This is a genomic window from Hansschlegelia sp. (assembly GCF_035538955.1).
Lineage (GTDB): Bacteria > Pseudomonadota > Alphaproteobacteria > Rhizobiales > Methylopilaceae > Methylopila.
Genome location: NZ_DATLJK010000004.1, coordinates 97274 through 121044 on the forward strand (window position 1 = coordinate 97274; position 23771 = coordinate 121044).

The window sequence follows — 23771 nt, forward strand, 5'->3', positions numbered from 1 at the left end:
TGGACGGGCGGCGCCGCGAGGAGCCGCTCTTCGCCTTGCCCGCCGGCGGCCTGACAGATGTTCGACATAGCCTGGTCCGAGTTCCTGGTCGTCGCCGTGGTCGCGCTCGTGGTCATCGGGCCGCGCGACCTGCCGCCCCTGCTGCGGCAGCTCGGCAAGACCGTCGCGACCCTGCGGCGCATGGCGGGCGATTTCCAGTCGCAGTTCAACGAGGCGCTGCGCGAGGCCGAACTCGAAGACCTGCAGAAGGACCTCACGTGCCTGAGGGATACTGCAAGCAAGATGGTCAGCGCCCCGGACCCGTTCAAAATGGCGCGCGACGAAATCAGGGGCGCGCTCAACACGCCGTCCAAGCCTGCGCCGTCCGCGCTCGCCGGATCCGCGGCGAACGGCGCCGCGGACGCTCCCTCGGCGCTCGCGCCTGAGCCCGAGGCGATCCCGGCGCCCAGCGGCGAGACCGCGCCTGGTCCGGAGCTCGCCGCCAAGGCCAACGGCGCGGCGCATCCCGCCGGCTCGGAACCCGAGGCGACGACTGACGCGCCCGCTCCCGGAGCGCGCGCGTGAGCCAGGCGGACATCGACGCCACCAAAGCCCCGCTGATGGATCATCTGATCGAGCTGCGTTCGCGGCTGATCAAGTCGATCCTCGCCTTCGTGGTGGCCTTCGCGCTCTGTTTCTCCGTGGCGGGTCACATCTTCAACATCCTGCTCGTGCCTTACGAGATCGCGGCCGGCTCTGCCGAGGCGATCCGGCTGCAATACACGGCGCCGCAGGAGTTCTTCATCACGCAGATCAAGCTTGCGATGTTCGGCGCGGGCTTCATCTCCTTCCCGCTGGTCGCGAACCAGATCTACAAATTCGTCGCGCCGGGACTCTACAAGAACGAGCGGCAGGCCTTCCTGCCCTACCTGATCGCGACCCCGATCCTGTTCCTGCTTGGCGCGGCCTTCGTGTATTTCGCCGCCATGCCGCTTGCGATGCGGTTCTTCCTGTCGATGCAGCAGACCGGCGGGGAGGGGCATGCCTCGATCGAACTAGTCGCGCGGACCAGCGAATATCTGTCGCTGATCATGACGCTGATCTTCGCCTTCGGCATCTGCTTCCAGACGCCGGTGATCCTCACGCTTCTGGCGCGGGCCGGCTTCATTGACTCCAAGTGGCTGATCGCCAAGCGGCGCTACGCGATCGTGGCGGTGTTCGCCATCGCCGCGGTGCTCACGCCGCCGGACGTCATCAGCCAGGTCGCGCTTGCCGTGCCGACGCTGCTTCTCTACGAAGCCTCCATCTTCGTCGTGAAGATGGTCGAGAAGAAGCGGGCCGAAGCGGACGCCGCGGCAAGCCCGCCGGAGTAGCCCGGCCGGCGCCTCGCCCCTGTTCGTCCTGTGCGCGAGACTGGGCCGCGAACCGACTTCTCTCCCGATCCAGACGAGGCGGTCGCGCCGCGCGACCTCCGCTCGAGATCTATTGAAGGACCGTCTCCCCCATGCATGACATCCGCCTGATCCGCGACAATCCGGAGACGTTCGACCGGGGCCTCGCGCGTCGGGGGCTGACGCCGCAGAGCCCGCGGCTGATTGCGATCGACGAGCGCCGGCGCGAGATCATCGGCCGGCTGCAGGTCATGCAGGAGCGCCGCAACGCAGCCTCCAAGGAAGTCGGCCAGGCGAAAGCCCAGAAGGACGAGGCCCGCGCCGCCGCGCTGATCGCCGAGGTCGCCCAGCTCAAGCAGGATATCCCGGCCGCCGAGGCGGAGCAGAAGGCGATCGAGGATGAGCTGCAGGCGACGCTCGCCGAGATCCCCAACATCCCGCTTCAGGAAGTGCCGGACGGCGAGGACGAGAGCGGCAATGTCGAGCTTCACCGCGTTGGAACGCCGCGCGAAATTCATGACGCCAAGGCGCATTACGAGCTCGGAGAGGCCCTTGGCCTGATCGACTTCGAAGCGGCGTCCCGCATGTCCGGCGCCCGCTTCGCCGTGCTCAAGGGGCAGGTGGCGCGTCTCGAACGTGCGCTTGCGAGCTTCATGCTCGACCTGCACACGGGCGAACACGGCTACACCGAGATCGCCCCGCCGCTGCTGGTGCGCGACGAGGCGATGTTCGGCACCGCGCAGCTGCCGAAGTTCGCTGACGACCAGTTCCGGGCGAGCTTCGATTTCTGGCTCATTCCCACAGCCGAAGTTTCTCTCACCAACCTCGTGCGCGAGCAGATCCTCTCCGAGGAGGAGCTGCCGCTCCGCGTCACAGCCGGGACGCCTTGCTTCCGCGCCGAAGCGGGAGCGGCCGGGCGGGACACGCGCGGACTGATCCGCCAGCACCAGTTCACCAAGGTTGAGCTGGTCTCCATTACGACGCCGGAAAAGAGCCTCGAGGAGCACGAGCGGATGCTCGGCTGCGCCGAGGAGGTGCTGAAGCGGCTCGACCTGCCGTTCCGCACCGTGACGCTCTGCACCGGCGACATGGGCTTCTCTTCGCAGAAGACCTACGACATCGAGGTCTGGCTGCCGGCGCAGAACGCCTATCGGGAAATTTCGAGCTGCTCCGTCTGCGGCGACTTCCAGGCGCGCCGCATGAACGCCCGCTATCGCCCGGCCGACCAGAAGGGCCCGCGCTTCGTCCACACGCTGAACGGCTCCGGCGTCGCGGTCGGCCGCGCGCTCGTCGCGGTGCTGGAGAACTACCAGCAGGAGGACGGCTCGATCACGATCCCGACGGCGCTGCAGCCCTATATGGGCGGCCTCGCCAGAATAGAGCGCGCGTCTTGAGAATCCTCCTCACCAATGACGACGGCGTCCATGCCGAAGGGCTCGAGACGCTCGAGCAGATCGCGCTGGAGCTCTCCGACGACGTCTGGATCGTCGCGCCCGAAACGGACCAGTCGGGCGCCTCGCATTCGATCTCGCTCAGCGATCCGCTGCGGCTGCGCCAGATCGGCGACAAGCGCTTCGCGGTGCGCGGCACGCCGAGCGACTGCGTCATCATGGGGGTGCGCCACCTGCTGGCGGACAAGCGGCCGGACCTGATCCTGTCGGGCGTCAATCGCGGGCAGAACGTGGCCGAGGACGTCACCTATTCGGGCACCATCGCCGGCGCCATCGAGGGCACCCTGCTGGGCGTGCCGTCGATCGCGCTGTCGCAGAACTTCAACCGCGCCCGCGAGCTCGACGACATTTTCGACTCTGCGCGGCGGCACGGCGCCGAGGTGGTGCGGCGCATCGTCAAGGCGGGCTTTCAGCGCGACCGGCTGGTCAACGTGAATTTCCCCGGCTGTCTCGGCGAGGAGGTGCTCGGCGTGGCGGTGACCCGGCAGGGCCAGCGCAACCAGGAGCTGCTGAAGATCGAAGGCCGCAAGGACGGCCGCGGCAACCGGTATTTCTGGATCGTGTTCGGCCGCGCGGATGCCGTGGCGCAGGAGGGCACGGACCTCGCCGCCGTCCGTTCGCGTCAGATCTCGGTGACCCCCCTGAAGATCGACTTGACGGACGAGGCCCTCTTCGACGGACTGGCTGCGGCCTTCGCCGACGTCTGAGGATGCGAGTCGCATGAGCATGAGCGCCGACGACGCCGAACGCACCCGGCGCGCCGAGCTGGTGCTCGCGCTGCGAAGCCGGGGCGTGCTGCACACCCGCACCCTGAAGGCGCTCGAGACAATTCCGCGGGCGCTGTTCGCGCCGGCGCGCCACCGGGCGGTCGCCTACGCCGACCGCTCGCTGCCGATCGCGTGCGGGCAGACGCTCGAATCGCCCTCACAGATCGCCATGATGGTGGATGGGCTCGCGGTCGGCGATCTCGACAACGTGCTCGAGATCGGAACCGGCACAGGCTACTGCGCCGCCATCCTCTCGCGCCTTGCGCGCCGGGTGGTCAGCGTCGACCGGTTTCGGACCCTGATCGAGAATGCCGAACGTCGCCTGGCGGAGCTTGGCGGCGCGCCGAACTGCACGCTTGTCTTCGCCGACGGCGCGCTCGGGCGCCCTGCGCAGGCTCCGTTCGAGCGGATTCTCGTCACTGCGGCGGTCGACAAGCCTCCCTCGACCCTGCTGAACCAGCTCAAGCCCGGCGGCGTGATGATCGCGCCGGTCGGCGACGCCAGCGGCCAGCGGCTCACCCGCTTCATCAAGGGCAAGGACGGCTCGCTCGACGAAACGACGATCGGGTCCATCCGCCAGCAGCCCATGCTCGAAGGCGTGGCGCTGGCCCTCTGACGGCAGGGCCGCCGGCAAGATTTGCGGCCGCATCGTGGCCAAAATCGCCGTCCTAAACGCTCCGTTTACCTCAACGCGCTTTAACTCTGATCATGTCGGTCGAGTTCGTCGCGAGTGTCCAACATGCGTAACTTCGTTCCGTGCCTGCGTTCCCGGCTTCTGGCGCGCGCCGCTGTGGTCGCTCTTGGCGCTGGCGCTCTTGGGGCCTGCAGCTCCGATACCACTCGCTTCGGCGAGGATCCGTTCTCCAACCCGTTCTCGACCTCCTCGGCCGAAAGCCCCGCTCCGGAGCCGAACTACACGAGCTCCGTCCAGGCGGCGCCGAGCAGCCGGGTCGAGCGCGCGCCGCTTGGCGCGCCTCCTGCGGCTCAGGCGAGGCCGATGCGCGGTTTCGAAGGCTCGGGCGGCGGCTACCGCTCCTCGTCCATGGATCCTCCGTCGACCGGGGCCCTGCCGCCGGCGCCGAGCCCCGAGCCTCGTTCGGGCGGCCCCGGCTGGTCCTCGAACGGCGGCACGGTCGTCACGCTTCAGCAGGGCGACAGCCTGCGCACGCTCTCGCAGCGCTACGGCGTTCCGGCGAGCGCGATCATGCAGGCCAACAACATGCAGAACGCGAATGGGCTGGCGCCTGGCCAGCGCATCGTGATCCCGTCCTATTCCGGCCAGCACGCCGCTGCCGCGCCGGCGCCGAGCCCCGTGCGGGTCGCGGCCGCTCCGGCCCCGGCGAGCCGGATGGCGCCGCCTCCGGCGCCGGCGCGTCACCCTGCGCCCGCCCCGGTCGCGAGCGCCGAGCCTAAGGGCGAGATGAAGTTCGTCCAGGGCCCGCAGGCCAAGGGCGCGGAGCCTGCGCCCAAGCCCGCGGCGCAGCCGGCGGCGGCTGCGCCCGTCGTCAAGCCCGCGCCCGTCGCGGAGGCGAAGCCCGCCGACGACAACGTCAAGACCGCGGCTCTCAAGGTCGATCCGTCGCCGGCGGCGGAGACCGGGCCTGCCTTCCGCTGGCCGGTGCGTGGCCGCGTCATCTCGGCCTATGGCTCGAAGGCGAGCGGCTCGTCCAATGACGGCATCAATGTCGCGGTCCCCGAGGGCACCGACGTGAAGGCTTCGGACGACGGCGTGGTCGCCTATGCGGGCAGCGAGCTCAAAGGCTTCGGCAATCTGGTTCTGATCCGGCATTCGAACGGCTGGGTCACGGCCTACGCCCACAACAGCGCGCTGAAGGTGAAGCGCGGCGACAGCGTCCGCCGCGGCCAGGTGATCGCGAAATCCGGCTCGACCGGCAACGTCTCCTCGCCGCAGCTGCACTTCGAGGTCCGCAAGGGCGCGACCACCGTCGATCCGTTGCAGCACCTGCCGAACGCCTGAGACCAGACGCTTTCCAAGATCCCGGCCGCCTCCGGCGCGCCGGGATCTTTTTTGGCGTCTGCGCCGTAGCCCCTGAGCTTCTTGCGCCGAATCGGCCGACCCCTTAAGCGAGGGGCATGAGCGAACTCGCGCCTCCGCCGGAGGATGGCGTCCTCCCCGTCGAGCTGCGCTCGGCGCTTGAGGAGCGCTACCTCGCCTACGCGCTTTCGACCATCACCCAGCGCGCCCTGCCGGACGTCCGCGACGGGCTGAAGCCCGTCCACCGCCGGGTGCTGTGGGCGATGCGGGAGCTGAAGCTCGACCCGGGGGCGGCCTTCAAGAAATGCGCCCGCGTCGTCGGCGACGTCATCGGCAAATACCATCCGCATGGCGACCAGTCGGTTTATGACGCGCTGGTCCGGCTGGCCCAGGACTTCGCGCAGCGCTGGCCGCTGGTCGAGGGGCAGGGCAATTTCGGCAATGTCGACGGCGATAATCCGGCGGCGATGCGCTACACCGAGGCGCGGCTCACCGAGGTGGCGCGGCTGCTGCTCGACGGCCTCGAAGAGAACGCCGTCGACTACCGTCCGACCTATGACGGCTCCGAGCAGGAGCCGGTCGTGCTCCCGGGGGCGTTCCCGAACCTGCTCGCCAACGGCAGCCAGGGGATCGCGGTCGGCATGGCGACCGCGATTCCGCCGCACAATGTCGCCGAACTCGTCGAGGCCGCCCGCGCGCTGCTCGCGAACCCGAACGCCGAGACCGACGAACTGCTGGCCCATGTGCAGGGCCCGGACTTTCCGACCGGCGGCGTCATCATCGACGGCCCGTCGACGATTGCGGAGGCCTACCGCACCGGCCGCGGCGCATTCCGGACCCGCGCGCGATGGAAGGTCGAGGATCTCGGCCGCGGCACATGGGTCGCAGTCGTCACCGAGATTCCATGGCTCGTGCCGAAGAGCCGGCTGGTCGAACGGCTCGCCGAGCTGATCACCGACCGCAAGCTGCCGCTCGTCGTCGACGTGCGCGATGAATCTACTGACGAGATCCGCCTGGTGATCGAGCCGCGCGCTCGCACGGTCGACCCGGCGATGATGATGGAGTCGGTGTTCCGCCTGACCGAGCTCGAGACGCGCATCCCGCTCAACATGAACGTGCTGGTCCGCGGCCAGACGCCGATGGTGCTCAGCCTCAAGGATGCGCTGCGGCACTGGCTCGACCATCGCCGTGAGGTGATCCAGCGCCGGTCGCAGCATCGGCTCGACGCCATCGTCCGGCGGCTCGAGATCCTCGACGGGCTGCTGATCGCCTACCTCAACATCGACGAGGTGATCCGCATCGTCCGGCAGGCGGACGAGCCGAAGGCCGAGCTGATCGCTGCATTCTCGCTGACCGAGCTGCAGGCCGACGCGATCCTCAACATCCGCCTGCGCTCCCTGGCCAAGCTCGAGGAGATCGAGATCAGGCGGGAGCACGACAAGCTCACGAAGGAAGGCGAGGAGCTGCGCGGCCTGCTCGGCTCTGAAGCGAAGCAGTGGCGCCGCGTCGGCAAGGAGCTCGACGGTCTCGCCAAGAGCTTCGGGCCCGAAACTGCGCTCGGCAAGCGCCGCACCACCTTCGAGGCGCCGCCCGCCGCGACCGCAGCCGAGGTGGCGGACGCCTTTATCGAGCGCGAGCCGATCACCGTCGTGGTCTCCCAAAAGGGCTGGATCCGCGCGCTCAAGGGTCACGTCCAGGACGTCTCGGGCCTCACCTTCAAGGCCGACGACAGCCTCAAGCTCGCCTTTCCGACTGAGACCACCGCGAAGCTCGTCGTCGCCACCACGAACGGCAAGGCCTATACGCTCGACGCCTCCAAGCTCCCCGGAGGCCGCGGGGCCGGCGAGCCGATCCGGCTGATGGTCGACGTCGACGAGGGCGCGGACGTGCTCGACGTGTTCGCCCACAGGCCCGGCGCGCGCCGGCTCGTCGTGGCGAGCGACGCGCGCGGCTTCCTGGTCGGCGAGGACCAGCTGCTGTCCTCGACCCGCAAGGGCCGGCAGGTCGCCAATCTGGACAACGGCGCCTCTGTCCTGTGCTTTGCGCCAGCCGAGGGCGACACGGTCGCGATCATCGGACAGAACCGTAAGCTGCTGCTGTTCCCGATCTCGCAGGTCGCCGAGATGGCGCGCGGGCGCGGCGTGCGGCTGCAGCGCTACCGGGACGGCAGCGTTTCGGACGTGAAGGTGTTCAACCTCGCGGAAGGATTCTCCTTCGTCACCAATGGCGGCAAGGTCTGGTCGCTGAAGGGCGAGGAGCTGCGCGACTGGGTCGGCAACCGCGCCGAGGCCGGTCGCCTGCCGCCACGCGGATTCTCCGCCTCCAACAAATTTTCAGGTTAGCGGCTCAGGGCAGGAACAGCGTGCCCTCGGCGACCACGACGGCTGCGCCGCCGATGCTGGCGGCGCTCAGCGCGCCGTCGCGGACCACGAGCCCGAGCTCGATCACGCTCGGGCGCCCCATCTCGTAGCCCTGTCCGATGCGCAGCAGATGCTCGCCATCGGCGGGGCGGTCGAACGTCATCACGGCGCCGGCGAAAGCGGCGGCGGCGGAGCCGGTCGCCGGATCCTCGCCGATGCCGGGCGACAGCATCCGGGCGCGGAAGGCGAGGGCGGGGTCGGCGGTCTCGCGCGTGTAGAGGAACGCGCCGAGATCGCCGCCGAACGCCGTCCTCCAGCGCCCTGGATCAGCCGCAGCGCGCGCGAGCGCGTCGAGGCCGGCGAGCGGGACGAAGCAGAACGCGTTGCCGGCGTCGAAGCGCGACGGCGCGTGGCCTTCGAAGCCGACGTCGCCCGGCGCCAGCCCCAGGGCCGCGGCGACGGCGGCCGCATCCGGCGCCGCGCCCGACGGCTGCGGCAGGCGCGGCAGGTCGAAGGTCGCACGACCGGCGCGCTTGCCGCTCGCGACCGTCCGGCAGGCGATCGCGCCGACCGCCTCCTCGATCTCGAACGTGGCCTCTCGACCCTTGCCGGCCATGGCCTCCATCAGCCCGAGCAGCGCAGCCGCGCCGACCGTGGGGTGGCCGGCGAACGGAAGCTCACGCTGCGGCGTGAAGATCCTCACCCGCGCCTTGCGGTCCTCGTCTTCCGGCGGCAGCAGGAACACCGTCTCGGACAGGTTGAACTCGCGCGCGATCCGCTGCATCGCCGCAGCGTCGAGCCCGGAGGCGTCGAGCACCACTGCGAGCGGATTACCCGCGAGAGCTTTGTCGGCGAAGACGTCGAGGATGACATAGAGGCGGGACATGGGCGGTCGGTAGCACGCCGGGCGGTCGTGAAGAAGGCCGCTCGAATCCGAGGAACGGGTTTAACCCGGCCGAAGGGGAAGACGCGCTAAAGAGATCCGGCCCCGCAGGATGCGGCGGCGCGTCGGAGTAGCCCATGAGCCTGGAACGCAGCTCTCAGCTTGAATGGATCAGCCCCGAGGCCGGAGCGCTTTCGGTGGAACACCTCGTGCCGGCGCCCGGCCAGATCGCGGCGCAGGATTTCCTGCAGGTCAGCCGGGTCGGGTTCTCGGCGCGCGACGATCGGTGGAAATGGACCGGCTTTCGCGGCGACCGCGCGCCGCACGGCTTCGAGGGCGTCTCGGCCAGCCGGGAAGCAGCCCGGCTTGCCGCCGAGCTCGCCTATTTCGCCGACTGAGCTCTTGCCTCAGTAGCCGAGCGCAGCTTCGAGCGGGCCCTTCGGCAGCGGCACCAGGAACCAGATCTCGAACATCAGGAACGCGATCAGCGCGATCGACAGCGAGACCGCGGCCGCCTTCCACACCGCGAAGCGGCCAAAGAAGATCATGAAGGCCGCGATGTAGATCGCGGACGACACATAGATGCCGATCCAGCTGGTCGCGAACGCATAGACGACGGCGGGGACGAAGATCGCCATCATCCGCATGAAGCCCGGCCGCGTGGTCAGCGTCTGCTCGCCTTCCGGCGCGACCAGCACGGCGCGGGCGAGGTTGACGGCGCTCGCGAACGCCATGATCACGGCGATGTAGAACGGAAAATAGCCGGGCGCCGGCCCCTCATTGGGCCGCCAGTCGAAGCCGAGGCGGGTGCTGTCGGCGATCACGATGGCGGAGGCGACGAGGAACAGCAGCGCCACGACGATGTCCGCCGCGCGGGTGCTGACCAGCGCGCGTTCGTCCTGCACTTCAGGGGCGTGGCTCATGGCTGGCCTCGTCGTCTCGGTTCAGGCGTGTCGCCGGATTACTGCGCCTGCGCCAGGAAGCCGGCTTCCTGCATCAGCTCGCGATGGGTCTTCTCAGCCTCTGTGAGCCACGCCTCGAATTCCGGCCCGCTCATCGTCGTCTCGTTGAACGCGCCCTTGTCCATGAAGGCCTTCCAGTCCTCGGTCGCCATCACCTTCTTGAACAGGTCGACATAGAAGGCGACCTGCTCGTCGGTCGCGCCGCTGGTCGTGAAGATGCCGCGGAGCATCTGGTATTCGACCGGCAGGCCGGATTCCTTGCAGGTCGGGATGTCGCTCCAGGCCATGTCCTCGGTGATCTTCGCCGTATGCGTCGAGCGCTTGGCGTCGAAGATGCAGAGCGGCTTGAGCTGCTTGCCGCGCCACTGCGCGACCGCCTCGATCGGGTTGTTGACGCTCGAGTCGATGTGGCCGCCGACCAGCTGGACCGCGACCTTTCCGCCGCCGTCGTAGGGAATGTAGATGAACTTCTTGCCGTCGGTGTGCCGCTCGATCGCGGCGGTGATGATCTGGTCTTCCTGCTTGGAGCCGGTGCCGCCCATCTTGAACTGCCGGTCGGGCGCGGCCTTCACGGCGTCGATATAGGCCTTGGCGTCCGGGTAGTTCTTCTCGGCGTTGGTCCACAGCACGAACTGGTCGAGCGCCAGCATTGTGACCGGCTTCATGTCCTTCCAGTTGAACGGCGCGCCGGTGCCGAGCGGGGTCGTGAACAGGTTCGAGAGGGTGATGATGATCTTGTGAGGATCGCGCGCGGAGGCCTTCATTTCCAGGAAGCCTTCGGCTCCCGCGCCGCCGCCCTTGTTGAGCACCACGACGGGCTTGCTCATCAGGTTGTTCTTCTGGATCACGCCCTGGATGAAGCGCGCCATCTGGTCCGCGCCGCCGCCGGTGCCGGCCGGGATGATGAAGGTGACCGCCTTGGTCGGCTCCCAGGCCGCGGCCGCCGGGCCGGCCGCGAGCCCCAGCGCGGCGCCCAGCAGCAGAGCCGAGGTCTTTAGCGAACGAACGAACATCTTATCCCTCCAGGTCGCCGCTTGTGGTCGCGGCTTTTCTCGACACGTCACGCGCAGTTCGGCCGGCCGCGCCCTCAGGCGGGCGTCGCGACCGGCCCGCCTCTCCATCTTCCCAGCAGGCCTTGGACGATCGGCCACAGCGCCAGCGCGAGGCCGAGCGTCATGATCCCGCCGCACAGCCAGTTCGACCAGAACACGGAGACGTCGCCCTGCGAGCTCAGCATCGCCTGGCGGAATGAGCTCTCCGCCTGGTCGCCGAGCACGAGCGCGAGGACGAGCGGCGGCAGCGGGTAGCCGAGCTTGGTGAACAGGTAGCCCATGACGCCGAACACCAGCATCATCCAGACGTCGAACATGGCGTTGTTCACCGTGTAGGCGCCGATCGCGCAGATCACGACGATCGCCGGCGCGATGATCGAGAACGGCACCCGCAGGATGGCGGCGAAGAACGGGACGCAGGTCAGCACCAGCACGAGGCCGACAAGGTTGCCCATGTACATCGAGGCGATCAGGCCCCAGACGAACTCCTTCTGTTCGACGAACATCAGCGGCCCGGGCTGCAGGCCCCAGATCAGCAGGCCGCCGAGCAGCACCGCGGCGGTCGGCGAGCCCGGGATGCCGAGCGTGAGCATCGGCAGCAGCGCGGCGGTGCCGGCGGCGTGCGCCGCGGTCTCGGGCGCCACGACGCCTTCCAGTTCGCCCTTGCCGAAATTCCGGCCGTTCTTCGAGAAGCGCTTGGCGAGGCCGTAACCCATGAAGGACGCGGGCGTCGCGCCGCCGGGCGTGATTCCCATCCAGCAACCCACCACACAGCTGCGCAGGAAGGTGAAGCCCATGCGCGGCAGCTGCCGCCAGGTGCGGATCACCGCGTCCATCTTCAGCTTGGCGTGCGCGCCCCGGAAGCTCAGGCCCTCCTCCATCGAGGACAGGATCTCGCCGATGCCGAACAGGCCGATGACGGCGACCAGGAACTTGAAGCCGTTCAGCAGCTCCTCATGGCCGAAGGTCAGACGCAGCGAGCCGGTGACGCCGTCGAGCCCGACCGAGGCGAGCGCGAAGCCAAGGCACATCGAGGCGAGCGTCTTGAACGGCGAGCCGCGCCCCATGCCGAGGAAGCTTGCGAAGGTCAGGAACTGGACCGCGAAGAACTCGGCCGGGCCGAAGCGCAGCGCGAACTTGGCGATCACCGGCGCAAGAAAGGTGATCAGGATGACGGCGAAGATCGCCCCGACGAACGACGAGGTGAAGGCGCCGACCAGCGCCTCGTCGGCCTTGCCGCGCTGGGCCATCGGGTGGCCGTCGAAGGTGGTCGCCACCGACCATGGTTCGCCGGGTATGTTGAACAGGATCGCCGTGATCGCGCCGCCGAACAGCGCGCCCCAGTAGATGCTGCTCAGCATGATGATCGCCGAGGTCGGCTCCATCGAGAAGGTGAGGGGCAGCAGGATCGCGACGCCATTGGCGCCGCCCAGTCCCGGCAGCACGCCGATGATCACGCCGAGCACGATGCCGACGACCATCAGCATCAGATTGTACGGCGTGATGGCGACCGCGAAGCCGCCGAGCAGCGCGCCGATTTCCTCCATGCGAGTCCCCGACTTCCCTGTTGCGGACGGCCCACGGCCGCCGCCGCGGCCTGTGGCCAAAATGCGGCGGATTGTTTTCCGATGGCGCGGAAGCCGCCGCCACTAACCTTTTGTCTTAGGCCCGAAAGTTTTCATCTGATCACTGGCAAGAAGAACTTGCCCCGCCATGGTTGTTCGCTCCGGCGCCACGGCGCAGGAAGCGGGCGGGTGGCGCAGATGCTTCAGCCAGCGCATGGAGGCGCGGGGACTCCTCACTTTTTTGTGTTTGCCGCGCTGCGGCGCCCGCGCGCTGGTTTAGGCAGGCCCGGCATTAGCCCATCTGCGGTCCGCGATCGTAGCGCCACGTTTGTGCCGCTCGCCGTAGCGAGTCGGTCCAGGGCCGGGAGAGTCGATCCCTGCCGCGCAGACTCGCGCCGGACGGTCCGGCGGCGCCTCTCTGGATTGCGAGGAGGTTAGCCTGCCAAGCGGAGGCTGGATCTCAGAAGATATTCCTGACAGCCGGCCGCGAGCGCCTGTGCTTCCGCCGCGCCCTCTCTTTCAAGTGAGGCGATCAACTTCGCTCCACGGCCTGGGCGGCCGCGTCGAGCGCCGCTGCGATCTTTTCGGCGGCGCCGTCGTCGAGCCCGGCCTTGAGGCGCAGCCGCATGGCGAGCTTCAGGTTCTCCATGGCGCGCGTCACAGGCGCGGGTGCGCCGTGGCGATGGCCCTCCGTCCTAGCGCCGCGAGCGAGCAGTTCGTCGGCCGCCGCGCGGTTGGCGGTCAGGAAAGCCTCCCCGTCGGGCGTCACGCTGTAGCGCTTGCGGCCGGCCTCGGCTTCGACGGAAGCGTAGCCCATGTCCTCGAGCCAGGAGAGCGTCGGGTAGATCGTGCCCGGGCTCGGGCTGTAGGCGCCGCCGAGGCGCTCCTCGATCTCCCGGATCAGCTCGTAGCCGTGCGCCGGGCGTTCGGCCAGCATCGCGAGCAGCAGCAGGCGGACCTCGCCATAGTCGAACATCCGACCGGGACGCCCGCCGCGCCGCGGCCCGTGATGGTCATGGCGACGATGATGACCGGGATGGCCGAAGCCGCGCTCGCGGTCTTCGGAATGGGCGAACATGCGGCCAAAGCCGCCGTGATGATGTGTGTGTCTCATGAGCTTCGATGTAGGTCGAGATATATCGACATTCAAGATATATCGGAATGCGTTTTCGTCGGCGCCTCGAACTCGCCGGCTGTTGCGCTAGAAGGCTCAGGACGACGGGCGGAGAGAAGCCGATGAACATCCAGCGCAACGGAACGATCGCCTCCACCGCTGGTCCGGCGGAGTATTTCACCGGCGCGGTGCGGATCGACGGCCGCTTCCAGGCGCCGGCGCCGGCGCGCGCCTCGGCGGCGACCGTGACGTTCGAGCCCGGCGCCCGCACCGCCTGGCACACCCATCCGCTCGGTCAGACGCTGGTGGTCGTCTCCGGGCTTGGCTGGGCGCAGCGCGAGGGCGGCCGGGTCGAAGAGATCCGCCCGGGCGACGTGGTGTGGTTCGCGCCGGGCGAGAAGCACTGGCATGGCGCGACCGCGACCACCGCCATGAGCCACATCGCGATCGGCGAGGCTGAGGACGGCAGGCTCGTCGACTGGCTGGAGCAGGTGAGCGACGCGGAATATGCGCGAGGCGGCGAAGCGCGGTGAGCCTCGCTGAGGGGGCGCTCTCCGTCAGAACGCCGACCTTGCGCTCTATAAGAACATCATACGCCTGAAGACTGGGAAGGAGTACGGTCGAGGCGAAAGTGAACGCCGCACCGACCCGTGCGAGCCCCGTAGGAGGCGATCCGCCGATGGAAGTTGCTGAGCCTCACGAGGCGGAGACGGCGGCGGCGCGCCGCGAACGGACCCACTGGCCCCGCCGTCAGGCTGGGTCGCGCCTTCTGGGTAAATGCGAGCCGTTCCACCACCCGCGGTTCAAACTTTCTCACGACGACGTGGTGTTCGCGATCGGCTCGTGCTTCGCGCGGAATATCGAAGAGTATCTCGGGCGCGCCGGGGTGACGGTAGCCTCCGCGGATTTCCCGCATCCGTTTCCGGAAGTGGGCGATCCGACCCGGAGATCAGGGCTGTTTGTGAAGTATACGCCGGGTGCGATCCATTTCGAGGTCGCCTACGCGCTCACTGACGAGTTCAGGCATGAGCCGGCGGACTATGTCGTCGCCTGCAATGCTTCGGGAGGGTTCAAGGATATTCACCTGCCGCTCGCGGCGCCGCCAGCGAGCTTTGAGCGTGTTGTAGAGCGTCGGCTTCAGATCCGCGATATCTTCGGATCAATCGCCAGAAGTGACGTTCTGGTGATCACTCTCGGTCTCGTAGAGCATTGGTTCGACAACAAGCTTGGCGTTTACATGAACCAAAACCCCGGGCCACTCGTGCAGTCGCGCTACCCGGGACGCTTCTCGTTCAAGAGGCTCGGATATGCGGAAAACTACGCGCTGGTCCAAAGGACGATCGAGATCATCCATTCCGCCAATCGAGACGCGAACATCGTCCTGACGACGTCGCCCGTCCCCCTCTCTCATACGGAAATGGCCTCTGACGTCATCGTCGCGAACGCTTACTCCAAATCTGTTCTGAGGGTCGTGGCGGAGGAGATCTCCGAGCAGTTCAGCTTCGTCGACTATTTTCCGAGCTACGAAATGGTCACGCTCTCGTCTCAGGACCTGGCGTGGAGCGACGATCTCCGGCACGTGCGCGACTCGATGGTCGGCGCGGTCATGCAGAAGTTCTTCAACAGCTATTTCGCCGCTGAAGACGCCGCCGCGACGGCCGCTGCCTACGCCGACGCGACGGCCAAGCTCGAGCGCCACGAGTATGAAGCAGCTCATGCGAGTTTTCTTGGTCTGGAGGACCAGTTTGCGGACGACGCCAGGTTCTGGACCGCGTTCGCCGACGCGGCGACGGGCGCCAATCTGCTCGCCGAAGCGGAGCGGATAACCACGATCCTTGCCGAGCGCTTTCCAAGCCCCTGGGCTCGCATGCAGCGTGGACGGGCCAAGTTGCTCAATGGCGACGCCGCTGGAGCCCTCAGCCTCTTCCAGCAGGCGCGGGAATGGAGCGAGAGGGTGGCCTATCAGGCAGGCGGATGGGAAATGGAGGCCGCCCGTCTCTTGAACGATCGCGACGCCGAACTCGCCGGGGCGATGGCGGTCGCGGACGCGATCGCCAATGAGTGGTCCTCGCCGATGAAAAAGCGCTGGATCGCGAAACGGATGAAGAAGGTCCTCTTCCGCGAAGGAATGACAGACCAACTCGAACGCGTCGCGCCGTTCTTTGAAAAGGCCGGCGCGTCGCTTCAATCGCTTTAGGCGCTCGACTCCATCGGCGCAGATGAACCGGCCCGCTGTTTGGCGGTTGGTACCGAGCACGACGACAGCAGGGCGTGAGCCTTCCGCGAGCTCAGCCCGCGCGGCGTGTCTCCTCGCGCGCGGGCAGCCGCCAGTTCGGGCGGATGAAGTGGCAGGTGTAGCCGGCCGGGAAGCGCTCCAGATAATCCTGGTGTTCAGGTTCGGCCTCCCAGAACGGGCCGGCGGGCGCGAGCTCGGTCACGACCTTGCCGGGCCACAGCCCCGAGGCGTCGACGTCGGCGATGGTCTCTTCGGCCACCCTCTTCTGCTCGTCGTCGAGGTAGAAGATCGCTGAGCGGTAGCTCAGGCCGAGATCGTTGCCCTGCCGGTTCCGGGTGGTCGGGTCGTGGATCTGGAAGAAGAACTCCAGCATCCGCCTGAAGCTCGTGAGCTTGGGGTCGAACACCATCTCGATCGCCTCGGCGTGCGTGCCGTGGTTGCGGTAGGTGGCGTTCGGCACGTCGCCGCCGGTGTAGCCGACGCGGGTGGAGATCACGCCCGGCTGCTTCCGGATCAGGTCCTGCATCCCCCAAAAACATCCGCCCGCCAGGATCGCGCGTTCGCTCGCCGTGTCCATCGCCGTCTCCGTGGGTTCATTGGTCCCGCTGATATCGGCGCCCGCAGGCGGTTTTTCAAAAGCGGCGCTCCGGCGTCGCCGGACGCCGCTTTGCGACAGATCAAGAGCGCGCTGCAGCGCCGGGCCTATGCTGTTGAAATCTCACGATCCCGCTTCGTGGGCCTGCCGCCCAGGCGCCAAGCCGTCAGAGGCGATCGTGATCCGGCTACATCCGAGGAACGAGGCATGCCGCACGAAAAGAACCCGCACCGAGCCGCCGACGGCTCAATCGGTTATGACCGCACGACGATCTGGCTGCACTGGCTGACGGTCGGCTTGGTGGCGGTGCTGTGGGGCATGGGGCAGACGACGGACTTGCTGCCCCGCGGCCCGTTCCGCGCCGGCGTCTGGGCGACGCATGTCGTGCTGGGCGCGGGCCTTGCCCTGGTGCTCGTCGCGCGGCTCGTATGGCGAGCCAGGTTCGGGCGCGAGCTTCCGCCGGCCGACGCCGGCGTGCTCCACTTCGCCGCCAAGGCCACCCACTACGTGCTCTACGGGCTGCTCGCAGCCGCGGTGGTGAGCGGCGCGGTGAACGCCTCCTATCGCGGTTTCAACCTGTTCGACCTGTGGTCTGTGCCGCAGTTCGGGACCGGCGACGTCGACACGCGCCATGAGATCAATGGCTGGCATGAACTGGCCGCGAACCTGCTCGCGCTCGTGGTCGTGTTCCACGCCGGGGCCGCGCTGCTTCACCACTATCTCTGGAAAGACCATCTGCTCGACCGGATGCGGACCCAGTCGGAGTGACCGCCCCCGGCCGCGGCGCCAGGCGGTCCGCTGTCCCGCCTGCGCCGTTCGCCGGAAGGTTTTGCGGCAGGTCAAAGCTTCGCTGCGCCCCGGGAGAAACATTGTTTTCGAGCGCTCCGCTCTGACCATCAAACGGGATCTCTGATCATGTCCAAGGAACTTGTCGAAACCCGCGCCCCCGATGCCGTCCCCAGCATCTTCGGCCGTCGCAACTTCATCCGTGACATCGACCGTCTGTTCGACCGGATGGCGGCCGGCATCGAGTTCCCCGCCATGGAGCGGCTGTTCGAGCGCGCCGGCGCCGACGGCTTCGCGCCTGCGATCGACATCACCGAGACGAAGGACGAGTACAAGCTGGTCGCCGAGATGCCCGGCCTGGAGCCGTCGCAGGTCGACGTCTCGGTGACGGGCGACACGCTGGTCATCAAGGGCGAGAAGAAGCGCGAGACGGAGAAGACCGAAGGCGGCGTCCATGTCAGCGAACGGACGTTCGGATCGTTCCGGCGGAGCTTCCAACTCCCCGACGACGTCGACGCCAATCAGATCGAGGCGGATCATCGCAACGGCGTGCTGACGGTCCGCCTGCCGAAGACCGGCGAGGCGCGGCAGCCGAAGAAGATCGAAGTGAAGACCGCCTCGTGACGCAGAAGGCGGGGCTCCCGGGCCGCCGGCGAGCCCCGCCTCGATCAGCCCCCAGTTCCGGACCGATCACTGCTCAAAATTCGGCGCCTCGTCGGTCTCACGTCCCTCGAACGCTTCCACCGAGACATGGTCCTCAGCGCTGTCCGGTCGGTCGCGCTCGACCTCGACCGGTTCGGCGGCCGTCATGCCCGGGGCCTCATTGACGTCCTCCTCGTAGGAGAAGCGTTTCGGGCCGGCGGCGCGAGACGACCCGTCATCCGAACCACAGCGCAAATCATCCATGGCGGCGGTTCCGTTCGGCGCGCATGCGCGCAGCGGTGGGGCAGGGCGCGCTCCGGGCGGTGGGCGCGGCGCCCACCCGCGCGCGCTCGATGAAGGCGTCCCGGTCCTCGAGGAACAGGGCTGCCGTGGCGCTGGCGTGCCGGATGGTCTCTGCGGGCGTGTCGCCGCGGAGATAGGCGTCGATGAAGCCCGCCGCGAACACGTCCCCCGCCCCGGTCGAATCGGCCGAGCCCGGCAGTGCGTCGACTTCGATGACCGCCTCGGAATGGGCGTCCCAGAGGCGGACCGGACGCGGTCCGTCGGTCAGGACGAGATGGCGCAGCGCCGCGCCCGCGACGCGGCGGCCGAAACCGAACGGGTCGCGCAGCGTGGCGACGTTGAAGTCCGAGGCGGCGCAAAGCAGCGCGTGGGCGGGCCGCTTCTCGCCGGGATCGAGCGGAACCTGCGCGACGACGTCCATCCGGGTGAGCAGGGCGGACAACATGTCGGCGTCCGCCCGCCGGGTCGCCACATAGGCGAGGTCGGCCTTCACGGAGCCGGGGACCGCAAGATGCTCCTTCTCGATCTCGGCGGACGCCAGGATCGTACGCTCGCCGAACGGGTCGACCAGAATCTCGGTGGGCGTGGTGGGTCCGGGCCGGCGCGTCACATAGCCGGTGTCGAAGCCGCGCGCCTGCAGCGCGGCGCGGCAGGCCCGCCCCCCGGCGTCCGTCGCGAGCGCCGTCACGATCGCGACCTGATGACCGAGCGCGATGAGCGCGCAGCCGGTGTTGTAGCCGCAGCCGCCGACGCGGCTCTCATGCGCGCCGAACAGATTGTTCCCGCCGGTCCGAAGAGGAGCGTTCAGCCGCCAGACGCGGTCGACGTTCACGCCGCCAAACAGAAGAATCCTGGCCATGCCGACATCCTCGGTCGATCGCACGCGAACAGCCTCGCGACGCATTCGACTGAAAGGGCGGAGCCGCAGCATTGACCTTGGTCAAGGCCGGGCCGCTGCGGCTGCGTGAGATTGCCTCCCGAGCGCCGAGGCGCGCCGCGGACGAGGAGGACATCGCATGGCTCGAGTGACAATTCCCTGGATGGGATGGGTGCTGGTCTGCGACGGCGCCCGCGCGCTGATCTTCCGCAACCGGGGAGATGGCGAGCTCCTCGATCTGGAGACGATCGACGCGATGGCTGAACCCCATCCGCGGGCTCGCGAGCTCGGCGCCGACCGTCCGGGCCGCGTTCACGAAAGCCAGGGCGAGGGCTGCAGCGCGGTCGCGGAGATCGACCGGCACGAAGCGGCCGAGGTCGAGTTTCTCGCCCGGGTGGCGGCGCGCCTCGATGAGCGTCTCGCCGCGGCCGAGCGCAAGACGCTTGTGGTCGTCGCGCCGCCGCGGGTGCTCGGCGTCCTCAGGCAATGCCTGACGCCTGTCGCAAAGGAGGCGCTCACCGCCGAAATCGCCAAGGACTTGGTTCACCTCAGCACCGGCGATATCGAGAAGCGCCTTGCGGCGGCGCGAACCGGCGACTGACGGCGGCGGCTGTCCGACGCCTCGTCAGGGACGTGCGCCGGCAGCCTGTCTGGCCGCTCGGAGCTTGATCTCGGTCAATGCGATCGGCTGGGCGGCTCGCTTACTTGGCACTTTCGCAGACCGACAGGAGGCTTCCATGGCCGGCGCGCATACGAATTCGCAGAAGCAGCCCAACGGCGCGGCTGATCTCTTCATGCCGTCTTTCGCCACGGGGGCGTGGCGGTCGGCGATGACTCTGCCGGCGCTGAGTTTCGTCGAGGCGCTGCGCTTTGCGAGCCGCCGGCTCGAGGCGCAGGCTGATTTCATGACCGAGCTGCTCGGCTGCAAGACGCCCGCGGAGGCGCTCGAGAAGCAGTCGGACTTCCTCAGCCAGACCGCCAAGGCTTATGGGACCGAGGCCGAGACGATCACCCGGAAGCTGCGCGATGGCGTCGCTCACGAAGCCGCGGCCTGAGTTCCGGACGGATCCGCAAGAGCCTCAGGGCGTTCCGCGCGAGCAGCGTTCCCGCATGAAGGCGATGACGCTGGTCGAGCGCGGCAGCCCGCTCGTCATGCTCGAGCGGCCGACGCCGGCGCCCGGCCCCGGCGAGGCGCTGGTGCGGGTCGAGGCCTGTGCGGTCTGCCGAACCGATCTGCACGTCGTCGACGGCGACTTGACGGACGGCGCGCTGCCGATCGTTCCGGGCCACGAGATCGTCGGCATCGTGGAGGCGGTGGGGCCGGGGGGAGACGGCGCGCGGATCGGACAGCGGGTCGGCGTGCCTTGGCTCGGCGGGGTGTGCGGCGTCTGCCCCTATTGCGCGTCGGGCGCGGAAAACCTCTGCGACGAGCCCGAATTCACCGGCTACACGCGCGACGGCGGCTTCGCCACCCATGTGGTGGCGCGGCTCGACTTTGCATTCCCGTTGCCCGGGTTCGACGACCCTGTCGCGACCGCGCCACTGATGTGCGCCGGGCTGATCGGCTGGCGCTCGCTGCGCATGGCGGGGGAGGCGCGGCGGATCGGCCTCTATGGTTTCGGGGCGGCGGCCCACATCCTGGCGCAGGTCTGCCGCTGGCAGGGCCGCAGCGTCTTCGCCTTCACCCGCGCGGGCGACCACGCCGCCCAGCAGCTTGCGCTGTCGCTCGGCGCGGCATGGGCGGGCGCGTCTGACGAAGCTCCGCCGGAGGAGCTCGATGCGGCGATCATCTTCGCCCCTGTAGGAGATCTCGTGCCGCTCGCCCTGAAGGCCGTCCGCAAGGGCGGCCAGGTCGTCTGCGGCGGAATCCACATGAGCGACCTGCCGCGTCTGCCCTACAGGCTGCTGTGGGGCGAGCGGCGCGTCATGTCGGTCGCGAACCTCACGCGTAAGGACGCCGAGGAGTTCCTGGCGGTCGCGCCGGCTGCGGGCGTCAGGACCACGACCACGCGCTACCCGCTCGCCGCCGCCAATGAGGCGCTCGCCGATCTGCGCGAAGGCCGCATCCAAGGCGCGGCGGTTCTGGTCCCGTAGATCACCGCCGGTCACGCGGCCGCATCCGAGGCCGTCTCTGGCCTCCCCGCGAGCTCCAGCACGAAGCGCGTCGCGTCGCCTTCCGCAGGGCTCGCCACAAACCCCATCTCGCGGCACATCGCCGACATCTCCGTATTGGCGCGCAAAACGTCGCCCTCGACCCGCTCGACGCCCTCGGCGCGCGCCCAGTCGAGCATCAGCTGCATCAGCGCCCAGCCGAGACCGCGGCCCTTCAGGTCGGTGCGGACCAGCACGGCGAACTCGCCGCTCTTGCGATCGGCGTCGCAATGCAGCCGCACCACGCCCGCCGCCTCGCCATCGGCGTCGAGCGCCACGAAGGCGATCGACCGGGCGTAGTCGAGATGGACCAGCCGGGTCAGGAAGCCATGCTCGAGATGCCGGACCGGCGCGAAGAAGCGCAGCCGCAGGTCCTCGGGGTCAGTCCGGGCGAGCAGCCGTCCGATGAGCGCCTCGTCCTCGGCGCGAACGGGGCGCGAGGGAAAGCGGGCGCCCGAGCGGGTGACGAGTTCGCGCGACCAGATGGCGGGATAGGGGCGGATCACCACGCGCGACGCGGCGCGGTCCACCAGCGCGACCCGCGCGTCGACCGCGATCGCGCCCTGCTCGTCCGCGAGCAGCGGATTGATGTCGATCGAGAGGATCTCCGGGATCTCCGCGGCGATGTCGGCGATCCCGATCAGCGCGTCCTGAATCGGCGGCAGCGCGGCGGCCGGCACGTCGCGATAGGCGGCGAGGGTGCGGCTCACCTGGGTCTGGCTGATCAGGTCGGCGGCGAGCGCGCGGTCGAGCGGCGGCAGGCCCAGCGCGGTGTCGCGATAGATCTCGACCCCGACCCCGCCGCGGCCGAACAGCACGATGGGTCCAAAGGTGGCGTCATCCGTGAGCCCGACGATCAGTTCGCGGGCGTTCGGACGCTTGATCATGGGCTGGACCAGCAGGCCGAGGTCGTTCGCATCCGGCCGGAGGCGCCGGACCCGCTCCAGCATCTCCACGGCGGCCTCGCGGACCGCCGCGTCGCTCCGGAGGTCGAGCCGCACGCCGCCGACGTCCGATTTGTGCTGGATCGCGCGCGAGCGGATCTTGAGCGTGACGGCTTCGCAGGTCCTCAGGAGCCCCGCGGCCGCCTCCGCCGCCCCCTCGGCGTCCGCGGCTGCGACGCCGGCCGCGACCGGCACGCCAAACGCCGACAGCACCTCGGCCGCCTCGATCGGATCGAGCCAGCTGCGCTTCTCCCGCAGCGCCCGCTGCACGGTCGCCCGGGCGGCGGCCCTTGCGGCGGGGTTCTCCGGCGCGCGCGCCGCAGGAGTGGCGTTCAGCGCGTCCTGCGCGTGGCGGCTTCGCACCAGCGCCGCAAAGGCTTCGACGGCCTCGTTCTCAGCGCCGAAATGCGGCACGCCGGCGGCCGCGAAGGCCGCCGCGATCTCCGCCTCGCAGCCGAGCCAGGCGGCGAACACCGGCTTCGGCAGGTCGGCGCGCGCGCGGGCGTCGCGCACCTTGGCGATCACCGCCTCGGCCACGCCGGAAGAGGAGGCGAGGGCGGTCGGCGCGTCGAGCACGATCAGGGCGTCCACCTGGGGGTCGTTCAGCAGGAGCTCGGTCGCGGCCGCGAAGCGCGCCGGGTCGGCGTCGCCGATGATGTCGACAGGATTGGCGCGCGACCAGGTCTTGGGCAGCACGGCGTCGAGCGCCGCGAGCGTGCCGGCGGACAGCGTCGCCAGGGTGCCGCCGAGATCGAGATGGCGATCGACGGCGAGCACGCCGGCGCCGCCGCCATTGGTCAGGATCGCCAGCCGGTCGCCGCGGTCGGCCTGACGCCGCCCGAGCGCTTCGGCCGCCGTGAACAGCCCGCCAAGATCGAAGACGCGCAGCAGGCCCGCCCGGCGGAACGCGGCGCTGTAGGCGGCGTCGGAACCGGCCAGTGCGCCGGTGTGGGTCGCGACCGCCTTCGCTCCGGCGGCGTGGCGGCCGCCCTTGACCACGACGACGGGCTTCACCCGCGCGGCGGCCCGGGCGGCGGACATGAACTTCGCCGCGTCGGTGAGGCCCTCGAGATAAAGCAGGATGGCGCGCGTCCGGCGATCGCCGGCGAGATGGTCGAGGCAGTCTGCGACGTCGACATCGAGCGCGTCGCCGAGCGAGGCCACCGCCGAGAAGCCGAGATTGCGGGTCGCCGCGCGCGCGACGAGCGCCGCCGCGATCGCGCCGGACTGCGAGATCAGCGCGAGGTCGCCTGCGGCCGGCGTGCGCGCGGCGAAGCTCGCGTTCAGCCGCGCGTGAGGGGCGAGCAGGCCGAAGGCGTTCGGCCCGAGCAGCCGGAGCGAGCCAGCCGCCGCAATCGCGGCGATCGCCTCGGACTCCGAGCCGGCGCCTCGTGACAGCCCGGCCGTCAGGATCAGCGCCGCGCCGATGCGCTTGTCCGCCGCCGCCTGGATGACGTCCCGCACCGCGGAGGGCGGCGTGCAGACGACCGCAAGGTCGACCTCGGCCTCGATGTCCCGCAGGGAGGCGAAAGCCTTCCTGCCGCGGATCGAGCCGTGGTTCGGGTTGACCGCGTGGACGGGCCCTGTGAATCCGCCATCCTCGAGATTGTCGAGCACCGCGCGTCCGAGCGAGCCTGCCCGTTCGGACGCGCCGACGACCGCGACCGATCGCGGCTGGAAAAGACGATCCAGGCCGAAGCTGCTCATGCCGCCCCGC

At 69.0% G+C, this 23771-nt stretch carries 24 protein-coding genes; 15 read left to right on the forward strand and 9 right to left on the reverse strand.

Features of this window, described 5'->3' with window-relative positions:
• Positions 1-57 precede the first annotated feature (57 nt).
• The 7 genes from tatB to parC all read left to right on the forward strand — a co-directional run bounded on the left by tatB (position 58) and on the right by parC (position 7926).
• The gene (gene tatB / locus VM780_RS01890; RefSeq protein ID WP_325444540.1) at positions 58-564 is read left to right on the forward strand and encodes a Sec-independent protein translocase protein TatB; all 507 of its coding nucleotides are present in this window, start codon (positions 58-60) and stop codon (positions 562-564) included.
• Entirely contained in the window at positions 561-1352 is a 792-nt protein-coding gene (gene tatC / locus VM780_RS01895; protein ID WP_325444542.1) for a twin-arginine translocase subunit TatC, read from the forward strand. The genes tatB and tatC overlap by 4 nt, the downstream gene beginning before the upstream one ends.
• 131 nt (positions 1353-1483) lie before the next feature.
• Complete coding sequence (gene serS, locus VM780_RS01900) at positions 1484-2764, forward strand: serine--tRNA ligase (RefSeq protein ID WP_325444544.1); 1281 nt, start codon at positions 1484-1486, stop codon at positions 2762-2764.
• On the forward strand, positions 2761-3528 hold the full coding sequence (surE, locus tag VM780_RS01905; RefSeq protein ID WP_325444546.1) for a 5'/3'-nucleotidase SurE: 768 nt from the start codon (positions 2761-2763) through the stop codon (positions 3526-3528). Before serS ends, surE begins: the two co-directional genes overlap by 4 nt.
• Before the next feature lie 13 nt (positions 3529-3541).
• Positions 3542-4204 (forward strand): protein-L-isoaspartate(D-aspartate) O-methyltransferase, encoded by a 663-nt coding sequence (locus VM780_RS01910; protein ID WP_325444548.1) that lies wholly within the window; start codon positions 3542-3544, stop codon positions 4202-4204.
• A 123-nt stretch (positions 4205-4327) separates the two neighbouring features.
• A complete protein-coding gene (locus VM780_RS01915; protein ID WP_325444550.1) occupies positions 4328-5566 on the forward strand; it encodes a M23 family metallopeptidase in 1239 nt (412 codons plus the stop codon).
• Between the two features lie 116 nt (positions 5567-5682).
• Positions 5683-7926 carry a DNA topoisomerase IV subunit A gene (gene parC / locus VM780_RS01920; RefSeq protein WP_325444552.1) on the forward strand — a complete coding sequence of 748 codons (2244 nt, stop codon included), beginning with the start codon at positions 5683-5685 and terminating at the stop codon, positions 7924-7926.
• A gap of 4 nt (positions 7927-7930) precedes the next feature.
• Here the strand turns inward: parC and VM780_RS01925 are convergent, their stop codons facing one another.
• Positions 7931-8830 carry a PhzF family phenazine biosynthesis protein gene (locus VM780_RS01925; protein WP_325444554.1) on the reverse strand — a complete coding sequence of 300 codons (900 nt, stop codon included), beginning with the start codon at positions 8828-8830 and terminating at the stop codon, positions 7931-7933.
• A 134-nt stretch (positions 8831-8964) separates the two neighbouring features.
• Here VM780_RS01925 and VM780_RS01930 point away from each other — a divergent pair, with 134 nt between their 5' ends.
• Positions 8965-9225 carry a hypothetical protein gene (locus tag VM780_RS01930; protein WP_325444556.1) on the forward strand — a complete coding sequence of 87 codons (261 nt, stop codon included), beginning with the start codon at positions 8965-8967 and terminating at the stop codon, positions 9223-9225.
• A gap of 9 nt (positions 9226-9234) precedes the next feature.
• Here VM780_RS01930 and VM780_RS01935 read toward each other — a convergent pair whose 3' ends face one another.
• The 4 genes from VM780_RS01935 to VM780_RS01950 all read right to left on the reverse strand — a co-directional run bounded on the left by VM780_RS01935 (position 9235) and on the right by VM780_RS01950 (position 13520).
• Positions 9235-9750 carry a tripartite tricarboxylate transporter TctB family protein gene (locus VM780_RS01935; protein WP_325444558.1) on the reverse strand — a complete coding sequence of 172 codons (516 nt, stop codon included), beginning with the start codon at positions 9748-9750 and terminating at the stop codon, positions 9235-9237.
• Positions 9751-9788: 38 nt separating this feature from the next.
• Positions 9789-10802 carry a tripartite tricarboxylate transporter substrate binding protein gene (locus VM780_RS01940; protein WP_325444560.1) on the reverse strand — a complete coding sequence of 338 codons (1014 nt, stop codon included), beginning with the start codon at positions 10800-10802 and terminating at the stop codon, positions 9789-9791.
• 74 nt (positions 10803-10876) lie between these two features.
• Positions 10877-12388 (reverse strand): tripartite tricarboxylate transporter permease, encoded by a 1512-nt coding sequence (locus tag VM780_RS01945; RefSeq protein WP_325444562.1) that lies wholly within the window; start codon positions 12386-12388, stop codon positions 10877-10879.
• Between the two features lie 550 nt (positions 12389-12938).
• Positions 12939-13520 (reverse strand): PadR family transcriptional regulator, encoded by a 582-nt coding sequence (locus VM780_RS01950; RefSeq protein ID WP_325444564.1) that lies wholly within the window; start codon positions 13518-13520, stop codon positions 12939-12941.
• A gap of 122 nt (positions 13521-13642) precedes the next feature.
• Between VM780_RS01950 and VM780_RS01955 the strand changes: the two genes are divergently transcribed.
• Both VM780_RS01955 and VM780_RS01960 read left to right on the forward strand, forming a co-directional pair.
• Positions 13643-14053: a (R)-mandelonitrile lyase gene (locus tag VM780_RS01955; RefSeq protein ID WP_325444566.1), complete on the forward strand. Its 411-nt coding sequence runs from the start codon at positions 13643-13645 to the stop codon at positions 14051-14053.
• 98 nt (positions 14054-14151) lie between these two features.
• Positions 14152-15717 (forward strand): GSCFA domain-containing protein, encoded by a 1566-nt coding sequence (locus VM780_RS01960; RefSeq protein WP_325444568.1) that lies wholly within the window; start codon positions 14152-14154, stop codon positions 15715-15717.
• A gap of 91 nt (positions 15718-15808) precedes the next feature.
• Here VM780_RS01960 and msrA read toward each other — a convergent pair whose 3' ends face one another.
• Positions 15809-16333, reverse strand: a complete 525-nt coding sequence (gene msrA / locus VM780_RS01965; RefSeq protein ID WP_325444570.1) for a peptide-methionine (S)-S-oxide reductase MsrA — start codon at positions 16331-16333, stop codon at positions 15809-15811.
• 225 nt (positions 16334-16558) lie between these two features.
• Here msrA and VM780_RS01970 point away from each other — a divergent pair, with 225 nt between their 5' ends.
• The gene (locus tag VM780_RS01970) at positions 16559-17119 is read left to right on the forward strand and encodes a cytochrome b (RefSeq protein ID WP_325444572.1); all 561 of its coding nucleotides are present in this window, start codon (positions 16559-16561) and stop codon (positions 17117-17119) included.
• 147 nt (positions 17120-17266) lie between these two features.
• A complete protein-coding gene (locus tag VM780_RS01975) occupies positions 17267-17761 on the forward strand; it encodes an Hsp20/alpha crystallin family protein (RefSeq protein ID WP_325444574.1) in 495 nt (164 codons plus the stop codon).
• Between the two features lie 66 nt (positions 17762-17827).
• On the opposite strand, the gene VM780_RS01980 is transcribed toward VM780_RS01975, so the two are convergent.
• Together VM780_RS01980 and VM780_RS01985 are read right to left on the reverse strand one after the other, a co-directional pair.
• Positions 17828-18043, reverse strand: a complete 216-nt coding sequence (locus tag VM780_RS01980; protein WP_325444576.1) for a hypothetical protein — start codon at positions 18041-18043, stop codon at positions 17828-17830.
• The gene (locus VM780_RS01985; protein WP_325444578.1) at positions 18036-18941 is read right to left on the reverse strand and encodes a PfkB family carbohydrate kinase; all 906 of its coding nucleotides are present in this window, start codon (positions 18939-18941) and stop codon (positions 18036-18038) included. The genes VM780_RS01980 and VM780_RS01985 overlap by 8 nt, the downstream gene beginning before the upstream one ends.
• 157 nt (positions 18942-19098) lie before the next feature.
• Between VM780_RS01985 and VM780_RS01990 the strand changes: the two genes are divergently transcribed.
• The 3 genes from VM780_RS01990 (at position 19099) to VM780_RS02000 (ending at position 21053) form a co-directional block, all read left to right on the forward strand.
• Positions 19099-19560: a host attachment family protein gene (locus VM780_RS01990; protein ID WP_325444580.1), complete on the forward strand. Its 462-nt coding sequence runs from the start codon at positions 19099-19101 to the stop codon at positions 19558-19560.
• A gap of 136 nt (positions 19561-19696) precedes the next feature.
• Positions 19697-20014 (forward strand): phasin family protein, encoded by a 318-nt coding sequence (locus VM780_RS01995; RefSeq protein ID WP_325444582.1) that lies wholly within the window; start codon positions 19697-19699, stop codon positions 20012-20014.
• A 55-nt stretch (positions 20015-20069) separates the two neighbouring features.
• Positions 20070-21053: a zinc-dependent alcohol dehydrogenase family protein gene (locus tag VM780_RS02000; protein WP_325444801.1), complete on the forward strand. Its 984-nt coding sequence runs from the start codon at positions 20070-20072 to the stop codon at positions 21051-21053.
• A gap of 11 nt (positions 21054-21064) precedes the next feature.
• On the opposite strand, the gene VM780_RS02005 is transcribed toward VM780_RS02000, so the two are convergent.
• Entirely contained in the window at positions 21065-23761 is a 2697-nt protein-coding gene (locus VM780_RS02005; RefSeq protein WP_325444584.1) for a bifunctional acetate--CoA ligase family protein/GNAT family N-acetyltransferase, read from the reverse strand.
• Positions 23762-23771: the final 10 nt, after the last annotated feature.

Bases quoted from the DNA above. Each gene is read 5' to 3' on its own strand.
- tatB (WP_325444540.1), top strand. From the start codon at position 58: ATGTTCGACATAGCCTGGTCCGAGTTCCTGGTCGTCGCCGTGGTCGCG.
- serS (WP_325444544.1), top strand. From the start codon at position 1,484: ATGCATGACATCCGCCTGATCCGCGACAATCCGGAGACGTTCGACCGG.
- VM780_RS01910 (WP_325444548.1), top strand. From the start codon at position 3,542: ATGAGCATGAGCGCCGACGACGCCGAACGCACCCGGCGCGCCGAGCTG.
- VM780_RS01915 (WP_325444550.1), top strand. From the start codon at position 4,328: ATGCGTAACTTCGTTCCGTGCCTGCGTTCCCGGCTTCTGGCGCGCGCC.
- parC (WP_325444552.1), top strand. From the start codon at position 5,683: ATGAGCGAACTCGCGCCTCCGCCGGAGGATGGCGTCCTCCCCGTCGAG.
- VM780_RS01925 (WP_325444554.1), bottom strand. From the start codon at position 8,830: ATGTCCCGCCTCTATGTCATCCTCGACGTCTTCGCCGACAAAGCTCTC.
- VM780_RS01930 (WP_325444556.1), top strand. From the start codon at position 8,965: ATGAGCCTGGAACGCAGCTCTCAGCTTGAATGGATCAGCCCCGAGGCC.
- VM780_RS01935 (WP_325444558.1), bottom strand. From the start codon at position 9,750: ATGAGCCACGCCCCTGAAGTGCAGGACGAACGCGCGCTGGTCAGCACC.
- VM780_RS01940 (WP_325444560.1), bottom strand. From the start codon at position 10,802: ATGTTCGTTCGTTCGCTAAAGACCTCGGCTCTGCTGCTGGGCGCCGCG.
- VM780_RS01945 (WP_325444562.1), bottom strand. From the start codon at position 12,388: ATGGAGGAAATCGGCGCGCTGCTCGGCGGCTTCGCGGTCGCCATCACG.
- VM780_RS01950 (WP_325444564.1), bottom strand. From the start codon at position 13,520: ATGAGACACACACATCATCACGGCGGCTTTGGCCGCATGTTCGCCCAT.
- VM780_RS01955 (WP_325444566.1), top strand. From the start codon at position 13,643: ATGAACATCCAGCGCAACGGAACGATCGCCTCCACCGCTGGTCCGGCG.
- msrA (WP_325444570.1), bottom strand. From the start codon at position 16,333: ATGGACACGGCGAGCGAACGCGCGATCCTGGCGGGCGGATGTTTTTGG.
- VM780_RS01970 (WP_325444572.1), top strand. From the start codon at position 16,559: ATGCCGCACGAAAAGAACCCGCACCGAGCCGCCGACGGCTCAATCGGT.
- VM780_RS01975 (WP_325444574.1), top strand. From the start codon at position 17,267: ATGTCCAAGGAACTTGTCGAAACCCGCGCCCCCGATGCCGTCCCCAGC.
- VM780_RS01980 (WP_325444576.1), bottom strand. From the start codon at position 18,043: ATGGATGATTTGCGCTGTGGTTCGGATGACGGGTCGTCTCGCGCCGCC.
- VM780_RS01985 (WP_325444578.1), bottom strand. From the start codon at position 18,941: ATGGCCAGGATTCTTCTGTTTGGCGGCGTGAACGTCGACCGCGTCTGG.
- VM780_RS01990 (WP_325444580.1), top strand. From the start codon at position 19,099: ATGGCTCGAGTGACAATTCCCTGGATGGGATGGGTGCTGGTCTGCGAC.
- VM780_RS01995 (WP_325444582.1), top strand. From the start codon at position 19,697: ATGGCCGGCGCGCATACGAATTCGCAGAAGCAGCCCAACGGCGCGGCT.
- VM780_RS02000 (WP_325444801.1), top strand. From the start codon at position 20,070: ATGAAGGCGATGACGCTGGTCGAGCGCGGCAGCCCGCTCGTCATGCTC.
- VM780_RS02005 (WP_325444584.1), bottom strand. From the start codon at position 23,761: ATGAGCAGCTTCGGCCTGGATCGTCTTTTCCAGCCGCGATCGGTCGCG.